Source organism: Pseudomonas marincola (genome assembly GCF_900116605.1).
GTDB lineage: Bacteria > Pseudomonadota > Gammaproteobacteria > Pseudomonadales > Pseudomonadaceae > Aquipseudomonas > Aquipseudomonas marincola.
The window spans coordinates 358,449-375,795 of sequence record NZ_FPBC01000002.1 but is presented as its reverse complement, the minus strand read 5'-3'; the positions used below and the strand labels follow the sequence as shown (position 1 = coordinate 375,795).

Annotated in this window: 15 protein-coding genes and 2 tRNA genes; 1 reads left to right on the top strand and 16 read right to left on the bottom strand. The window is 55.9% G+C overall.

Annotated features, from left to right (window positions below; all coding sequences use genetic code 11):
• Positions 1 to 15 precede the first annotated feature (15 nt).
• The 9 genes from rimP to rlmE form a co-directional block, all read right to left on the bottom strand.
• Complete coding sequence (rimP, locus tag BM395_RS06160) at positions 16 to 474, bottom strand: ribosome maturation factor RimP (protein ID WP_069897977.1); 459 nt, start codon at positions 472 to 474, stop codon at positions 16 to 18.
• A gap of 130 nt (positions 475 to 604) precedes the next feature.
• Positions 605 to 681 (bottom strand) — tRNA-Met (locus BM395_RS06155).
• 97 nt (positions 682 to 778) lie between these two features.
• Positions 779 to 864 (bottom strand) — tRNA-Leu (locus tag BM395_RS06150).
• Positions 865 to 876: 12 nt separating this feature from the next.
• Positions 877 to 1,260 carry a preprotein translocase subunit SecG gene (gene secG / locus BM395_RS06145; RefSeq protein ID WP_069897978.1) on the bottom strand — a complete coding sequence of 128 codons (384 nt, stop codon included), beginning with the start codon at positions 1,258 to 1,260 and terminating at the stop codon, positions 877 to 879.
• Positions 1,261 to 1,263: 3 nt separating this feature from the next.
• The gene (tpiA, locus tag BM395_RS06140; protein ID WP_090509755.1) at positions 1,264 to 2,019 is read right to left on the bottom strand and encodes a triose-phosphate isomerase; all 756 of its coding nucleotides are present in this window, start codon (positions 2,017 to 2,019) and stop codon (positions 1,264 to 1,266) included.
• Positions 2,020 to 2,084: 65 nt separating this feature from the next.
• Entirely contained in the window at positions 2,085 to 3,422 is a 1,338-nt protein-coding gene (glmM, locus tag BM395_RS06135) for a phosphoglucosamine mutase (protein ID WP_069897980.1), read from the bottom strand.
• Between the two features lie 12 nt (positions 3,423 to 3,434).
• Positions 3,435 to 4,292 carry a dihydropteroate synthase gene (gene folP / locus BM395_RS06130; protein WP_170860557.1) on the bottom strand — a complete coding sequence of 286 codons (858 nt, stop codon included), beginning with the start codon at positions 4,290 to 4,292 and terminating at the stop codon, positions 3,435 to 3,437.
• 8 nt (positions 4,293 to 4,300) lie between these two features.
• Positions 4,301 to 6,217 carry an ATP-dependent zinc metalloprotease FtsH gene (gene ftsH, locus BM395_RS06125; protein ID WP_069897982.1) on the bottom strand — a complete coding sequence of 639 codons (1,917 nt, stop codon included), beginning with the start codon at positions 6,215 to 6,217 and terminating at the stop codon, positions 4,301 to 4,303.
• A gap of 194 nt (positions 6,218 to 6,411) precedes the next feature.
• On the bottom strand, positions 6,412 to 7,044 hold the full coding sequence (rlmE, locus tag BM395_RS06120; protein WP_069897983.1) for a 23S rRNA (uridine(2552)-2'-O)-methyltransferase RlmE: 633 nt from the start codon (positions 7,042 to 7,044) through the stop codon (positions 6,412 to 6,414).
• Between the two features lie 115 nt (positions 7,045 to 7,159).
• On the opposite strand from rlmE, the gene yhbY reads away from it, so the two are divergent.
• The gene (gene yhbY, locus BM395_RS06115) at positions 7,160 to 7,471 is read left to right on the top strand and encodes a ribosome assembly RNA-binding protein YhbY (RefSeq protein ID WP_090509752.1); all 312 of its coding nucleotides are present in this window, start codon (positions 7,160 to 7,162) and stop codon (positions 7,469 to 7,471) included.
• A gap of 42 nt (positions 7,472 to 7,513) precedes the next feature.
• Here yhbY and BM395_RS06110 read toward each other — a convergent pair whose 3' ends face one another.
• From BM395_RS06110 to dnaK, 7 genes are all read right to left on the bottom strand, one after another.
• Positions 7,514 to 7,924, bottom strand: a complete 411-nt coding sequence (locus tag BM395_RS06110) for a DUF4149 domain-containing protein (RefSeq protein WP_090509819.1) — start codon at positions 7,922 to 7,924, stop codon at positions 7,514 to 7,516.
• A 10-nt stretch (positions 7,925 to 7,934) separates the two neighbouring features.
• Positions 7,935 to 8,411 carry a transcription elongation factor GreA gene (greA, locus tag BM395_RS06105; protein ID WP_069897986.1) on the bottom strand — a complete coding sequence of 159 codons (477 nt, stop codon included), beginning with the start codon at positions 8,409 to 8,411 and terminating at the stop codon, positions 7,935 to 7,937.
• Positions 8,408 to 11,629, bottom strand: a complete 3,222-nt coding sequence (carB, locus tag BM395_RS06100) for a carbamoyl-phosphate synthase large subunit (protein WP_069897987.1) — start codon at positions 11,627 to 11,629, stop codon at positions 8,408 to 8,410. Before carB ends, greA begins: the two co-directional genes overlap by 4 nt.
• A 38-nt stretch (positions 11,630 to 11,667) precedes the next feature.
• Positions 11,668 to 12,816 carry a glutamine-hydrolyzing carbamoyl-phosphate synthase small subunit gene (carA, locus tag BM395_RS06095; RefSeq protein WP_090509749.1) on the bottom strand — a complete coding sequence of 383 codons (1,149 nt, stop codon included), beginning with the start codon at positions 12,814 to 12,816 and terminating at the stop codon, positions 11,668 to 11,670.
• Between the two features lie 207 nt (positions 12,817 to 13,023).
• Complete coding sequence (gene dapB, locus BM395_RS06090) at positions 13,024 to 13,827, bottom strand: 4-hydroxy-tetrahydrodipicolinate reductase (RefSeq protein ID WP_090509747.1); 804 nt, start codon at positions 13,825 to 13,827, stop codon at positions 13,024 to 13,026.
• Between the two features lie 204 nt (positions 13,828 to 14,031).
• Positions 14,032 to 15,174: a molecular chaperone DnaJ gene (gene dnaJ / locus BM395_RS06085; RefSeq protein ID WP_069897990.1), complete on the bottom strand. Its 1,143-nt coding sequence runs from the start codon at positions 15,172 to 15,174 to the stop codon at positions 14,032 to 14,034.
• A 205-nt stretch (positions 15,175 to 15,379) separates the two neighbouring features.
• The gene (gene dnaK / locus BM395_RS06080) at positions 15,380 to 17,296 is read right to left on the bottom strand and encodes a molecular chaperone DnaK (RefSeq protein WP_069897991.1); all 1,917 of its coding nucleotides are present in this window, start codon (positions 17,294 to 17,296) and stop codon (positions 15,380 to 15,382) included.
• Between the last annotated feature and the right edge of the window lie 51 nt (positions 17,297 to 17,347).

The following is a 17,347-nucleotide window of genomic DNA, read 5'->3' as shown; positions in this document are numbered from 1 at the left end:
CGCGGGATCCGCGTCTCAATCAAACCGGGGGATAATATTGGCCTTGTCGATCGAATCGATCGGCAACAGGAATTCGTGGTCATCCACCTGTACTACCACGTCCTGCTCCTCAATACCGCGGAGGAGACCTTGAAAGTTACGACGCCCTTCGAAGGGAATGCGCAGCTTGATTTTTACCTGTTCGCCAGCAAACGCTGCGAACTGCTCCAAGGTAAAAAGTGGACGATCCATGCCGGGTGATGACACCTCGAGGGTGTATTCCGCCGAAATTGGATCCTCTACATCAAGTACGCCACTGATCTGTCTGCTGACTTTCTCGCAATCTTCTACGAGCACGCCATTTTCTTGATCAATATAGACTCGAAGCAGCGAATGACGCCCTTGTGACAGGAACTCGATACCCCAGCATTGATAACCAAGGGCCTCGACTACCGGGGCCAACAAGTCCTGCAACTGTTCTAGCTTGCTCGACACCTGAACCCCTCGCGCATGCTTTGCAAATAAAAAATGGGCGAAACGCCCACTCCATGAACCAGCTTCAGCTGCTGGATAAATCTGTCTCTCAGCTAGCAAAAAGCCCCTTGAAAAGGGGCTCAGCTACTACTGGTTGCGGGAGCTGGATTTGAACCAACGACCTTCGGGTTATGAGCCCGACGAGCTACCAGACTGCTCCATCCCGCGTCAAAGCTGGGGCCGAAGTATACGACCGAACCACCTTGCAGGTCAATCTACACTCCAGCAACAAGAAAGCCCGCATGTAGCGGGCTTTCCTGAAAATTGGTACCGAGGAGGGGACTCGAACCCCTACAGCCTATGGCCACTACCACCTCAAGGTAGCGTGTCTACCAATTCCACCACCTCGGCATTTTTTACGCTTTACTGCTGCTCTGGAGCTTGAGGTACATCGCCTGCAGCATCAACTGCTGGCTTTTGCTCTTCGAGCACCGGTACGTCTTCGACAACCGGTTTTTGTTGCTGCTCAAGTACCGCTGGGTCTGGCAAGCCAGCCTGGCTGATAACCTGAGCTTTCTCATTAGCAAAGTAGCCTAAGCCCAAGCTAGTGACGAAAAAAGCGGTGGCGAGTATAGCAGTAACGCGACTCAAAAAGGTAGAGGAACCTTGACTACCGAATACGGTAGCAGATGCACCCGAACCAAAAGACGCGCCAGCATCGGCACCCTTACCCTGCTGCAATAGAACCAGCACTACAACACCGATTGCACCCAGCAGATGAAGAACTACTACGACTGTTTCCAGCATTATTCAGTTTCCTGCGGCGCGACAGATCGCACCGAACTCATCTGCATTCAGAGAGGCTCCACCAACAAGCCCCCCATCGATATCCTGCATGCTGAACAACTCAGCAGCACTGGCGGCCTTGACACTGCCGCCGTACAAAATTCTTACACCGCGCGCTACATCGGCATTTTCAGCCACCAGCTGCGCACGTATTGCCGCATGCACCGTTTGTGCTTCTGCCGGCGAGGCGGTCAATCCAGTCCCAATTGCCCAAACAGGTTCATAGGCGATAATTGCCCGCGCAAAAACTCCTACACCCAGAGACTCGATCACGCCGTCCAACTGACGACCAACCACCTCGAGGGTTTTACCTGCCTCACGCTGCGCCTGGGTTTCCCCCACACACAACACGGGAGTCAAGCCACATGACTGAGCCGCCGCAAACTTACGCGCAACCGCTCCATCATTCTCACCTAACAGCATACGACGCTCGGAGTGCCCAACCAGAACCAGCGAGCAACCTGCATCCTGCAACTGACTGGCAGCAATCTCGCCAGTCAGCGCACCTTGGAATGGCTCGATTGCGCAATTCTGCGCACCGACCGCCATCGACTTGCCAGCAAGTCCTTCAATGACTTGGCTGATATACAAGCAAGGTGGAAATACTGCTACATCCACTCCAGGCGCCAGCGCTAGCTGGCGAAGACCCTTGATCAGCTCTGCGACACTGGCGCGGGTACCGTGCATTTTCCAGTTACCAGCTACCATTGGGCGACGCATGCTTTACCTCGTCGGTCAGAGTGGGCGCAGATATTACCCAAGAGCAGGACCGCTGGCAAGCCGAATTACGCACATACTTGCGTAACAATTTTAGCTAATTCATTGGCATAGGCGCGAACAGCAGATTCTTCCTCACCTTCAACCATTACCCGAACCAGTGGTTCAGTGCCTGATTTGCGCAACAAAACCCGGCCACGGCCCGCCATCAGCTTGGTCACACGCTCACTCGCGGCGATGACATCTGCGTGCTCCAGCGGATCGCTGCCGCCGGCAAATCGCACATTGACCAGCACCTGAGGACACTTGCGCATGGTGCTGCGCGCCTGCGCCAGCGTCTCACCGCGACGGCTCAAGGCCATCAACACTTGCAGCGCCGCAATAATTGCATCGCCGGTAGTCGTATGCTGCAAACACACTAGGTGACCCGAGTTCTCACCGCCGAGCTGCCATTGGTTACTGGCCAGATCAGCCAGTACATAACGGTCACCGACCTTGGCCCGCTTGAATGGAATATTCAATTCGGCCAACGCCAATTCCAAACCGAGATTGCTCATCAACGTACCGACAACGCCACCTTCAAGCTTGCCGCGCGCCTGCAAATCACGCGCAATGATGTACAGCAACTCATCACCATCAACCACAGCGCCCGTATGATCGACCATCAGCACCCGATCGGCGTCACCATCAAAGGCAATACCCAAATCGGCTTTGCGTTCAACTACAGCGGCCTGCAGCGATTCCATGTGCGTCGAGCCACAACCGTCGTTGATGTTCAGACCGTTAGGCTCAGCCGCCAACACCGAAACTTCAGCACCGAGCTCGCGGAACACACTCGGCGCGACCTTGTAGGCCGCACCATGCGCGCAATCGAGCACAATTTTCAGGCCATCAAAGTCGGTGCTCGATGGCACACTGCTTTTGCAGAACTCGATATAGCGACCCGCCGCATCATTGATGCGCGAAACCTTGCCCAGCTCAGCCGAATCGACAACCGTCATCGGTGCGTCCAGCAATTCTTCAATCAATTGCTCAATTTCATCCGGCAGTTTGCTGCCCTGCCCCGAGAAAAACTTGATGCCGTTATCGCCATGCGGGTTATGCGAGGCGCTGATAACAATGCCTGCCTCGGCATGAAAGGTACGCGTCAGATAAGCAATGGCCGGGGTCGGCATCGGCCCCAACAAAAGCACATCTGCCCCCGCAGCCGACAAGCCAGCCTCCAGCGCAGACTCGAACATATAGCCCGAGATGCGCGTGTCCTTACCAATCAGAACCTGGCATTTGCCTTGTTTGCGGAACGCCATGCCCGCTGCCCAGCCGAGCTTGAGCATAAAATCAGGGGTAATCGGAAACTGGCCAACATGACCACGAATACCATCAGTACCAAAATATTTTCTGCTCATCGCATCGTATCCTTATGCCTGATCAGCGGCTTCTACCGCAGTAATCATTCGAACCACATCAACTGTTTCAGCCACATCATGCACCCGCAGGATGTGCGCACCCTTGGTCAGCGCTAACGCAGCCAGACCCAAACTGCCGTAAAGCCGCTCATCCACTTCGTGGCCAAGCACCTTACCAATCATACTTTTACGCGAAACACCTACCAGCAGAGGCCTGCCCAACTCGAGCAGCGCAGGCATGCGCTTGAACAAACTCAAATTGTGTTCAAGGGTTTTGGCGAAACCAAAGCCCGGATCAAGAATCAACTTGTCAGCACCGATCCCGGCTTCTTCACAGCGCGCCATGCGCTCAAGCAAAAAGTCATGCACCTCAGCCAGAATGTCCGGGTACTGCGGATTTTGCTGCATGGTCGTGGGCTCGCCACGCATGTGCATAAGGCAAACCGCTAACCCCGACTTTGCCGCCGCCTGCAGTGCGCCTTCACGGGTTAGCGAACGCACATCATTGATCAATCCTGCCCCCTTGGCAGCGCCTTCCAGCATGACTTCAGGGGTTGAGGTGTCCAGCGAAATGATCACATCGAGCTCGGCAGCGATAGCCTCGACCACCGGGATAACCCGATCAAGTTCTTCCTGCACAGGTACGACAAGCGCACCCGGCCGCGTTGATTCGCCGCCAATGTCGATCAGACCTGCACCTGCCGCGACCATTTGCCCGGCATGACGCAACGCTGCATCGCGCGCCGTGAAACGACCGCCATCAGAGAAGGAGTCCGGGGTTACGTTGAGAATGCCCATCACTTGCGGACGGCTTAAATCAAGAAACCGGCTGCCACAGGGCAGCCGGTTGAAGGGATGTTGCTCGATCATTTCAGACCTTAAACTTCAGCAGCCGGGCCACCAATAGGCTTTTCAGGCGCATCCGGTTTGTCTTCAGGGGTTATCGGCGCAGCATTGCCGCCACCGCCACCTGTCCAATCGCGAGGTTCGCGCACGGCATTACCGCTCATGATGTCCTTGATCTGATCAGCGTCGATTGTTTCGTACTTCATCAACGCTTCAGCCATTGCTTCGAGCTTGTCACGATTCTCGACCAACAGACGCTTGGCGGTGTCGTAACATTCATCAATGATGCTACGGATTTCCAGGTCGATCATCTTGGCGGTATCGCCCGAGACGTTGCTGCTCTGGCTGCCCATGCTGCGACCGAGGAACACTTCGCCGTCTTCTTCCGCATACATCAGCGGGCCAAGCTTTTCAGACAAGCCCCACTTGGTCACCATGTTTCGCGCCAATTGAGTCGCACGCATGATGTCGTTAGAAGCGCCAGTGGTTACACCATCGAAGCCGAGCGTCATCTCTTCGGCAATACGGCCACCGAACAATGAGCAAATCTGGCTGATCAGCGCACGCTTGCTCAGCGAGTAGCGATCTTCTTCCGGCAGGAACATGGTCACACCCAGCGCACGACCACGCGGGATGATCGACACTTTGTAAACCGGGTCATGTTCAGGAACCAGATTACCGACAATCGCATGGCCCGCTTCGTGATAAGCCGTGTTGAGCTTCTCTTTCTCGGACATAACCATGGTTTTGCGCTCAGCGCCCATCATGATCTTGTCTTTGGCCAGCTCAAACTCTTTCATTTCAACTGTGCGCTTGCCCGAACGTGCGGCAAACAGCGACGCTTCGTTGACCAGGTTGGCCAAATCAGCACCGGAGAAGCCAGGCGTACCGCGAGCAATAACCGCTGCATCAACGTTGTCGCCCATTGGCACTTTGCGCATGTGCACTTTCAGAATCTGCTCACGACCGCGAATATCCGGCAAGCCAACCACTACCTGACGGTCGAAGCGACCCGGACGCAGCAATGCAGGGTCGAGCACGTCTGGACGGTTAGTCGCCGCAATAACGATGATGCCGTCATTCGCTTCAAAACCATCCATCTCTACCAGCAACTGGTTCAGGGTCTGTTCACGCTCATCGTGACCACCGCCCATGCCCGCACCACGATGACGACCGACTGCGTCGATCTCGTCGATGAAGATGATGCAAGGCGCATGCTTTTTGGCCTGCTCGAACATGTCACGAACACGCGAAGCACCGACACCGACGAACATTTCGACGAAGTCCGAACCGGAAATAGTGAAGAAAGGTACTTTGGCTTCGCCCGCTACCGCCTTGGCCAGCAAGGTTTTACCGGTACCCGGCGAGCCGACCATCAGCACACCGCGAGGAATACGGCCACCCAGGCGCTGGAACTTGCCCGGATCACGCAGGAACTCCACCAGCTCGCTCACTTCCTCTTTAGCCTCGTCACAACCGGCGACGTCAGCAAAAGTGGTTTTAACCTGGTCTTCGGACAACAGCCGAGCCTTGCTTTTACCAAAGCTCATCGGCCCGCCCTTACCGCCGGCACCGCCCTGCATCTGCCGCATGAAGAACATGAACACGGCAATAATCACCAGGATCGGGAAGCTGGCGACCAACAGTTGGGTCCAGATGCTTTGTTGCTCCGGCTGCTTACCAACAATATCGACCTTGTTGTCGATCAGGTCTTTGATCAGACCGTTGTCAGCAATCGCAGGACGCACAGTCTCAAAAGACGAGCCGTCAGTACGCACACCGCTGATGATGTAGCCATCAACCGTGACCCGCTTAACTTCACCCTCTTGAACCTGCTGAATGAACTCCGAGTAGTTGAGCTTGTTTGACTCGCTCGGACTGGAGAAATTGTTCATCACTGTCACAAGAACAGCAGCGATGATCAGCCACAGGATCAGATTCTTTGCCATGTCGTTCAATTACCTACCCTCTGAAGCAGCCCCTGTCGACGCATGCTTCGCATGACGACCAGTTTTCTAACCGATCTAACTTACTACACAACGCCCAATACTGGCAGACGCGGTCTGTAACCCTTTATTTACTATCAGCAAACTTTATTCAAGCACACAATGAATATTGACCCGCAATTTAGACCAAGGTTGCACTACTGCTCGCGGCTTCCACGGAAGCCCCGCGCCAGCAAATACTGCTCTCGCGAACGATCACGAGACGACAATGGCTTGCGCATCTGCACCTTCTCGAACATTTCCCGGGCTTGCTTGTGATAAACATCGAAGCCTTCGCCCTGGAAAATCTTGATCAGGAAATCACCGCCAGGCTTAAGCACCCGACTGGCCAGATCCAGCGCCAGCTCGCACAGATACATCGCGCGCGCCTGATCCGCTGTCCTTACACCACTCATATTGGGGGCCATATCGGAAATCACAAGGTCTACCGGATTATTACCGATGGCCTCGAGGATCTGCGCGAACACTTCATCTTCAGTGAAGTCGCCCTGAATGAAGGTCACATCCGGGATGCTGTCCATCTCCAGAATGTCCGAAGCGATCAGCGTACCTTTATCGCCAATCACCCGGCTGGTCACCTGCGACCACCCGCCCGGCGCAGCGCCGAGGTCAACCACGGTCATGCCGGGACGTAAAATCCGGTCTTTTTCCTGCACTTCGAGCAGCTTGTAGCTGGCACGTGAACGGTAACCGTCCTTCTGCGCCATCTTTACGTATGGATCGTCGAAGTGTTCTTTAAGCCAACGCAGGCTTGTTTTGGAACGGGCCACGTGGCACCTCTATCAATATTAAAAAATGTGAACAGTGAATATCTGGGCGAGTTACGGAGCGCTCGGGTAAACTGGGCGCCATATTTTTTACCAGATCAGACGTAGGGGTCAGATTATGCCGCTCACTCAAGAGCAGAAGAAACAATACAAATCTATTGGCCACCACCTGAAACCGGTATTGATTGTGGCAGACAATGGATTGACCGAGGGCGTTCTGGCCGAACTTGAACGCGCTTTGAGCGATCACGAGCTTATCAAAGTTCAGCTGCGCATCACCGAACGCGAAGACCGCATCGCCGCGATCGAAGAATTGTGCAAAGCCGGCAACGCCGAACTAGTACAAATCATCGGCAAAATGGCGCTGATCTACCGCAAAAACCCTAAAGCTAATAAAAACCTTTCCAACATCAGCCGTCATAACGGTTGAGTGTTGATATTTGTGGGCGCGCATTGCCGCCCACAAATAATCTCAAATCGGCTTACGTTTGGCCGACACCGGCACGGGCTGCAAAACCAGCAGCAAACCGCACAGCGCCATCACCAGATAGCTGAATAACTGCCAGCGACGCGGATCTGACCATAATTGATCAGCCAGCAAATAACTCGCTGCTAAGCCCAACACCGCGAGCAGCAACTGCCCGCGCATGTCCTGCCACATACTCCGCAACCCTTCTGCGCTTACCAGCACCAGCAGCTGCAAGAAGACACAGCAAGCAGCCAGGCCGACCAGCAATGGCGCCAGCACAGCCGACATATCGCTGACCAGCATGGATGCCAGGCCGGAATGACTCATGGCCGGCAGCAACACAAACTGCAGCAACCAGAGGCCGCCAACCCAGAACGTCTGGGCCAGCAGCCAGCTGATTGAGCCCGCCGTCAGCGACTTGGGCTTAGATGTGACGAACTTCGACAATCTCGTACTCAACCAGGCCGCTTGGCGTTTTAACGGCGACCACATCACCTTCTTCCTTGCCGATTAGGGCGCGGGCGATAGGCGAATTGACCGAGATTTTTCGCTGTTTGATATCGGCTTCGTCATCACCCACGATCTGGTAAGTCACTGACTCATCCGTTTCGCAGTTGGCGATTTCCACCGTAGTGCCAAAGATAACCTTGCCGGTGTGCGGGATCGCCGTAACATCGATGATCTGAGCGTTCTGCAAACGCCCTTCGATGTCACGGATGCGCGCCTCGACCATACCCTGCTGCTCACGCGCTGCATGGTATTCAGCGTTTTCCTTGAGGTCACCCAGCTCGCGGGCGGTGCCGATGTCCTGGCTCAGCTTCGGACGCACCACCTTGGTCAGGTGTAGATGTTCTTCTTCCAGGGCGCGAGCGCCCTGGACGGTCATTGGGTATTTGGTCATGCCTTGATTCCTGCATGGAGATCTTGCAAGCGGCGCACGGTCTTCTCTGGACCAAACTTCAGCGCCTCACAGATAGCTGCACCCGCCGCGAGGGTGGTTGTGCAGCAGATCCGGTGTTGCAGAGCGTTACGACGGATCGAATAGGAGTCAGCAATCGACTGACGCCCTTCGGTGGTATTGATGATCAGCGTGACTTCGTCATTCTTGATCATATCGACAACGTGCGGACGACCCTCGGTCACCTTGTTGACGCGACGAACTTTCAGGCCAGCCGCCTCGATCACTTTAGCCGTGCCAGCCGTTGCCACAACTTCGAAGCCCAGCTCGATCAGGTCACGCGCCACGTCAGCCGCTTGCGGCTTGTCGTCATCACGCACGCTGATGAAAGCGCAACCGGAGTTCGGCAGGATTTCGCTGGCGCCCAGCTGAGCTTTGCCGAAGGCTTCGCCGAAGCTGTCGCCCACGCCCATCACTTCACCGGTGGACTTCATCTCTGGACCGAGAATCGGGTCAACGCCCGGGAATTTGGCGAACGGGAACACCGCTTCCTTGACGCTGTAGAACGGCGGGATGATTTCTGTAGTGAAACCAATCTCTGCCAGGGTCTTGCCGGCCATTACCCGGGCCGCCACTTTGGCCAGCGACTCGCCGATGCACTTGGACACGAACGGCACGGTACGCGATGCACGCGGGTTCACTTCGATGACGAAGATGTCCTCACCCTGCACAGCCATCTGCACGTTCATCAAGCCGATAACGCCGAGTTCAAGGGCCATTTTCTTGACCTGATCACGGATTTCGTCCTGGATGTGCGCAGGCAGCGAATACGGCGGCAGCGAGCACGCCGAGTCACCGGAGTGAACACCGGCTTGTTCGATGTGCTGCATGATTGCGCCGATCACCACTTGCTCACCGTCGCAGACCGCGTCGATATCGACTTCGATTGCACAGTTAAGGAAGTGATCGAGCAACACAGGGCTGTCGTTCGAGACCTGAACCGCTTCGCGCATGTAGCGGCGCAGTTCGTCTTCCTGGTAAACGATTTCCATCGCACGGCCGCCCAGTACGTAGGACGGGCGCACCACCAGCGGATAACCGATGGCCTTGGACGCTGCAAACGCTTCGTCTTCGCTGCGCGCAGTGGCGTTAGGCGGCTGACGCAGGTTCAGGCGCTCAACCATCTGCTGGAAACGCTCACGGTCTTCAGCGCGGTCGATTGCATCCGGGCTAGTACCGATAATCGGCACGCCAGCTTCTTCCAGCGCACGGCACAGCTTCAACGGCGTCTGACCGCCGTACTGGACGATGACGCCTTTCGGCTGCTCGACGCGGACGATTTCCAGCACGTCTTCCAGTGTTACCGGCTCGAAGTACAGGCGGTCAGAGGTGTCGTAGTCGGTCGATACGGTTTCCGGGTTGCAGTTGACCATGATGGTCTCGTAACCGTCTTCACGCATCGCCAGGGCCGCGTGTACGCAGCAGTAGTCGAACTCGATGCCCTGACCAATACGGTTCGGGCCACCGCCGAGAATCATGATCTTGTCGCGAGTCGACGGATTCGCTTCGCACTCTTCCTCGTAGGTCGAGTACATGTAAGCGGTGTCGGTGGCGAACTCGGCCGCGCAAGTATCAACACGCTTGTAGACCGGCAACACCTTCAACTTGTGACGGTGGCTGCGCAGGTTCTTCTCGGTCACACCCAAAAGCTTGGCCAGACGCGAATCTGAGAAACCTTTGCGCTTGAGCTTGAACATTACATCGCGATCGATGTTGGTCAGGCCCTGAGTCTTGATCAGCTCTTCGTCCTTGATCAGATCTTCGATCTGCACCAGGAACCACTCATCAACGTTGGTCAGTGCGAATACTTCTTCAACAGTCTTGCCCGCGCGGAATGCATCGGCGATGTACCAAATGCGGTCTGCGCCTGGAACTGTCAGCTCGCGCTTGAGGGTGCCTTCAAGCTCCGGATCTTTCAGGTCGAGTTTCGGATCGAAGCCCGAAACGCCCACTTCCAGACCGCGCAGGGCTTTCTGCAGGGATTCCTGGAAGGTGCGACCGATGGCCATGACTTCACCAACAGACTTCATCTGGGTGGTCAGGCGGGCGTCGGCTTTCGGGAATTTCTCGAAAGCAAAACGCGGGATCTTGGTCACAACGTAGTCGATGGCCGGCTCAAACGACGCTGGCGTACGGCCGCCGGTGATGTCGTTGGACAGCTCATCCAGGGTGTAACCCACAGCCAGCTTGGCCGCGATCTTGGCAATCGGGAAGCCGGTGGCTTTCGAGGCCAGTGCCGAGGAGCGCGATACGCGCGGGTTCATCTCGATCACGACCATACGGCCGGTGTTCGGGCAAATACCGAACTGCACGTTGGAGCCGCCGGTTTCCACGCCGATTTCGCGCAGAACAGCCAGCGATGCGTTACGCAGAATCTGGAACTCTTTGTCGGTCAGGGTCTGTGCCGGCGCAACGGTGATCGAGTCACCGGTGTGCACGCCCATCGGGTCGAAGTTTTCGATGGTGCAGACGATGATGCAGTTGTCCTTCTTATCGCGGACAACCTCCATCTCGTATTCTTTCCAGCCGATCAGCGATTCATCGATCAGCAGTTCGCGAGTTGGCGACAGGTCGAGGCCGCGCGAGCAGATCTCTTCGAACTCTTCACGGTTGTAGGCGATACCGCCACCGGTGCCGCCCATGGTGAAGGACGGACGAATGATGCACGGGAAACCGACTTTTTCGAGAACCGCGTAAGACTCTTCCATGCTGTGCGCGATGCCGGAAACCGGGCACGCCAAGCCGATGTCTTTCATCGCCTTGTCGAAGCGGGAGCGGTCTTCAGCCTTGTCGATGGTATCGGCGTTGGCACCGATCATCTCAACGCCGAACTTCTCAAGCACACCGTGCTTCTCAAGATCGAGTGCGCAGTTCAGTGCAGTCTGGCCGCCCATGGTTGGCAGCAGCGCGTCTGGACGCTCTTTCTCGATGATCTTGGCAACGGTCGCCCACTTGATCGGCTCAATGTACGTGGCGTCAGCCATGCTCGGGTCGGTCATGATGGTAGCGGGGTTGGAGTTAACCAGGATGACCCGGAAACCTTCTTCTTTAAGCGCTTTACACGCCTGAGCACCGGAGTAATCGAACTCGCACGCCTGGCCGATAACGATCGGGCCGGCGCCGAGGATCAGGATGCTTTTAATATCTGTACGTTTTGGCATTTTTACTCACTCGAATCCGTTGGTCACAGTCAGCAGGCTTAGCGGCGTTTGGCCATGGCTTCGATGAAGCGGTCAAACAGCGGCGCGACGTCGTGCGGGCCCGGGCTCGCTTCAGGGTGACCCTGGAAGCTGAACGCGACTTTATCGGTACGCTCGATGCCTTGCAGAGTGCCATCAAACAGTGACTTGTGAATGGCGCGGACATTGTCCGGCAGGCTGCTCTCTTCCACCGCGAAACCGTGGTTCTGGCTGGTGATCATCACCACGCCCGAATCGAGGTCTTGAACCGGGTGGTTGGCGCCGTGGTGGCCGTGACCCATTTTCAGGGTTTTGGCACCAGAGGCCAGCGCCAGCAGCTGGTGACCCAGACAGATACCGAACACCGGTACGTCGGTTTCCAGCACGTCTTTGATTGCAGTGATTGCGTAGTCGCATGGCTCAGGATCGCCTGGACCGTTGGACAGGAACACGCCATCCGGATTCAGCGCCAGCACGTCGCTCGCAGGCGTTTGCGCTGGCACGACAGTCAGGCGGCAGCCGCGGGCAACCAGCATGCGCAGGATGTTCCACTTAACGCCGTAATCATAAGCGACTACGTGGTACGGCAACTCACTGGCTGGCACTTCAGCGTGGCTGTCGGTTTTCAGGTCCCAGACCGTCGAGCGCCATTCGTACTGCTCGGTGCAGCTGACGACTTTGGCCAGATCCATGCCTTTCAGGCCAGGGAAGCTGCGCGCAAGCTCAAGGGCTTTTTCTTCGGTGGCATCTTCACCGGCGAGGATGCAGCTATTTTGCGAGCCTTTCTCACGCAGAATGCGGGTCAGGCGACGGGTATCGATACCCGCGATGGCAACAGTGCCATTCTCGGCCAGATACTCTGGCAGTGATTGCTTGCTGCGCCAGTTACTGGCGATCAGCGGCAGGTCACGAATGATCAAACCAGCCGCCCAAACACGATCAGACTCGGCATCTTCCGGCGTGGTGCCGGTATTGCCGATGTGCGGATAGGTCAGGGTTACGATTTGCTGGGCATAGGAAGGATCGGTAAGGATTTCCTGATAGCCGGTCATGGCAGTGTTGAAAACTACCTCACCAATGGTATGGCCGTCGGCACCGATTGCCTCGCCGCGAAAAATACTGCCATCAGCTAACGCCAAAATGGCAGGTTTATAGGCTGGCTTACTCAAGAAAACCTCCGAAGATCTAAGCTTGAAGCAAACGCAGATTGTAAAAAAGCGGGATGACGTGTGAACCGTCATCCCGCTTTTTATATGAATTCATTCTGCGTAACTTTTAGTGGACACACTAAAGCGAAAAGCTTACAGGAAAAGCGCTTTTTGGTCCACCCAACTTAAGCTAAAAATTCATCGATTGCACACCACTGATCGAGTGACTCAATTCAACTCAAGCACGTCCTGCATGTCATACAGTTTTGCCGGCTGACCCTGCAGCCAGGAAGCTGCACGAACGGCACCTTTGGCAAAGGTCATGCGGCTCGATGCTTTGTGAGTAATTTCCACGCGCTCGCCGTCGGCAGCAAACAGCACAGTGTGATCACCGACCACATCACCGGCGCGCACAGTGGCAAAACCGATGGTTTCGCGCTCACGCGCTCCGGTCTGCCCTTCACGACCATAAACCGCGACCTTTTGCAGATCACGACCCAGGGCATTGGCAACAACCTCACCCATACGCACGGCGGTGCCGGACGGCGCATCGACCTTGTGACGGTGGTGAGCTTCGATGATTTCAATGTCCACATCATCACCCAGCACGCGCGCCGCGGTATCGAGCAATTTCAGGCACAGATTGACGCCGACACTGAAATTGGCCGCGAACACGATCGGGATTTGCTTGCCCGCATCGCTGAGCAACTGTTTCTCTTCAACGCTGAAACCGGTGGTGCCAATTACCATCGCCTTGCCTGCCTGACGGCAGATTTCGAGGTTTTTCAGGGTCACGGTCGGGTGAGTGAAATCAATCAGCACATCGAAGTCATTGAGCACACTGCTCAAATCACCCGACAGCTGCACGCCAATCTTGCCCAGCGCCGCCAACTCACCAACATCAGCACCTACCAGACTGCTGTCCGGACGATCCACCGCAGCGCTCAGCGTTACGCCTTGAGCCTGCTGAACAGCCTCGATCAGGGTTTTACCCATGCGCCCAGCGGCGCCCATCACAGCAATACGTTGCATATCAAACAACTCCAAACTGAAAACCTATGCCCAGGCGGCGCGCATAACCCACCCAACCTGCGCACTTTATAACCCATAAACAGCGTGATGGCCGGGGCTAAAATAAAACAAGCCGCTTAACGTGCAACCCGCCTCAGCGGGCCTGCACATCAAGCAGCTCATTCAACACTGCAAGCGCTCAATCGCAACTTGTCAGCGTATTCCTCACAGGTCGCCGAAGAAGCGCTTCACGCCTTCGAACCAGCCATTGGCCTTGGGCGAGTGAGAACTGTCACCGGCCAACGACTGACGGAACTCTTCAAGCAGCTCACGCTGACGACGATCCAGCTTAACCGGCGTCTCGACAGCCACACGGCACATCAAGTCACCCGCACCACCACCACGCACCGGCGCAACACCTTTGCCACGCAAACGGAACAACTTACCGGTTTGCGTGCCTTCCGGGATCTTCAACTTGACACGACCATCGAGGGTCGGCACTTCAAGCTCGCCACCCAACGCGGCATCAGCAAAGCTGATTGGCACTTCGCAGTACAGATGCTTGCCGTCACGCTGGAAGATCGCGTGCTCACGCACATTCACTACCACGTACAGATCACCTGCCGGGCCGCCCATTGCGCCGGCTTCACCTTCGCCGCTAAGACGAATGCGGTCACCGGTATCAACACCCGCCGGCACTTTGACCGACAAGGTTTTGTGCTCTTCAACACGACCCTGACCGTGGCAGCTGGTGCACGGATCAGTAATCATCTTGCCGTTGCCGTGGCAACGCGGGCAGGTTTGCTGCACCGAGAAGAAGCCCTGCTGCATACGCACCTGGCCGATACCGCCACAAGTGGTACAAGTAACCGGCGCGGAGCCTTTCTTGGCGCCCGTACCGTCGCACGGCTTACAGTTGACCAGTGTCGGCACACGAATGGTCACGGTTGTGCCGCGAACGGCCTCTTCCAGATCCAGTTCAAGCGTGTAGCGCAGGTCACTGCCGCGCTGCGCACCGCCACGACCGCGACCGCCGCCACCGGCAGCACCGCCGAAGAAGTCGCTGAACACATCACCGAAAATATCGGAGAAGTTAGCGCCACCGAAACCTGCGCCACCCGCGCCGGCGCCGCCCATGCTTGGATCTACACCGGCATGGCCGTATTGATCATAGGCGCTGCGCTTGCTGGCATCGGACAGAACTTCATAGGCCTCGTTGGCCTCTTTGAACTTCTCTTCCGAAACTTTATCGTCAGGATTACGGTCCGGGTGATGCTTCATCGCCAGGCGCCGGTAAGCCTTTTTCAGCTCCGCATCGCTAGCGCCGCGCTCGACACCCAGCACCTCGTAATAGTCACGTTTAGACATAAATCCTCAAGACCTCGAACAATTCGTTAAAAAGTCATCGCACCCGCGTCACTGATTAACGCCTTGCAAATCATCCTCTCCAGACACGCCAACGCGGGAGCAAGCCCCCGCGCGACGGATCATACCGATTCTAGCTAGCACCACAACCGGCTGGAGCCTTGCACGCCCGGCGAGTTTTCGCTGGGCGTGCTTAGCAAGCGTGCGCTTACTTGTTGTCTTTAACCTCTTCGAACTCAGCATCAACAACATCATCGGCAGCGCCTTTGTCGTTGTTTTCTGGCTGAGCCTCAGCACCCGGCTGCGGCTGCTCGGCGTACATTTTCTGCGCCAGCGGAGCAGTCACTTCGGAGAGTGCAGCCATCTTCGCTTCGATTTCTTCCTTGCTGTCGCCCTTAACGGCAACTTCAAGGGCAGAGACCGCGGCTTCGATTGCAGTTTTCTCTTCTTCAGTCACCTTATCGCCAGCCTCGGTGACCATTTTGCGGCTGGCGTGAACCAGCTGATCACCTTGGTTGCGAGCAGTTGCCAGCTCTTCGAACTTGCGATCTTCCTCAGCGTTAGCCTCGGCATCACGAACCATTTGCTCGATCTCTTCATCGGACAGACCCGAGTTGGCCTTGATCACGATGGACTGAGTCTTGCCAGTGGCCTTGTCTTTAGCGCCTACGTGCAGGATGCCGTTAGCATCGATGTCGAAGGTCACTTCGATCTGCGGAACACCACGCGGAGCTGGCGGAATCTCAGCCAGATCGAACTTGCCCAGCGACTTGTTCTGCGAAGCTTGCTTACGCTCGCCCTGCAGCACGTGAATAGTCACGGCATTCTGGTTGTCATCAGCGGTCGAGAACACTTGCGACTTCTTGGTCGGAATAGTGGTGTTCTTCTCGATCAGCGCAGTCATCACGCCACCCATGGTTTCGATACCCAGGGTCAGAGGCGATACGTCGAGCAGCAGTACGTCTTTAACGTCGCCAGCCAACACCGCACCCTGAATGGCCGCGCCCATGGCAACAGCTTCGTCCGGGTTAACGTCTTTACGGGCTTCTTTGCCGAAGAAATCGGTTACCAGCTTCTGTACCAACGGCATACGAGTCTGACCACCGACCAGAATCACGTCGTTGATCGAGCTCACATCAACACCGGCGTCTTTCAACGCGATGCGGCAAGGTTCGATGGTGCGCTGAACCAGGTCTTCAACCAGTGCTTCGAGCTTCGAGCGCGAAATTTTCACGTTCAAGTGCTTAGGACCGGACGCATCTGCAGTGATGTACGGCAGGTTCACGTCAGTCTGCTGGCTCGAAGACAGCTCGATCTTGGCTTTCTCAGCAGCTTCTTTCAGACGCTGCATTGCCAGCGGGTCACCCTTAAGGTTCATGCCGGTTTCTTTCTTGAATTCGTCGACGAGGTAGTCGATCAGACGAATATCAAAGTCTTCACCGCCGAGGAAGGTGTCACCGTTGGTTGCCAACACTTCAAACTGGTGCTCGCCATCAACTTCAGCAATTTCGATAACCGAAACGTCGAACGTACCGCCACCCAGGTCATAAACGATGACAGTGTGGTCGCCCTTGGCCTTGTCCATACCGTAAGCCAGAGCAGCTGCGGTTGGCTCGTTGATGATGCGCTTAACGTCCAGGCCCGCAATACGGCCGGCGTCTTTAGTCGCCTGACGCTGGCTGTCGTTGAAGTACGCAGGAACAGTGATCACCGCTTCAGTGACCGCTTCGCCCAGATAGTCTTCGGCCGTTTTCTTCATCTTTTTCAAGATTTCAGCCGAGATCTGTGGCGGAGCCATTTTCTGGCCGTTTACTTCAACCCAGGCGTCCGCATTGTCAGCTTTGACAATTTTGTACGGCACCATCTGGATGTCTTTCTGAACCACTTCTTCTTCGAAGCGACGACCGATCAGACGCTTAACCGCGTACAGGGTGTTGTGCGGATTGGTCACTGCTTGTCGCTTGGCCGACTGACCTACCAGGATCTCACCGTCATTTGCATAAGCAATGATCGACGGGGTGGTACGCGCGCCTTCGGCGTTTTCGATAACTTTGGCTTTACCGTTTTCAAGAACGGAGACGCAGGAGTTGGTAGTCCCCAGGTCAATACCGATAATTTTACCCATGTTTGCTCTCCCGAAACTTTGATTATTCCGCCGCTGGTTCTAGCTCAGCAG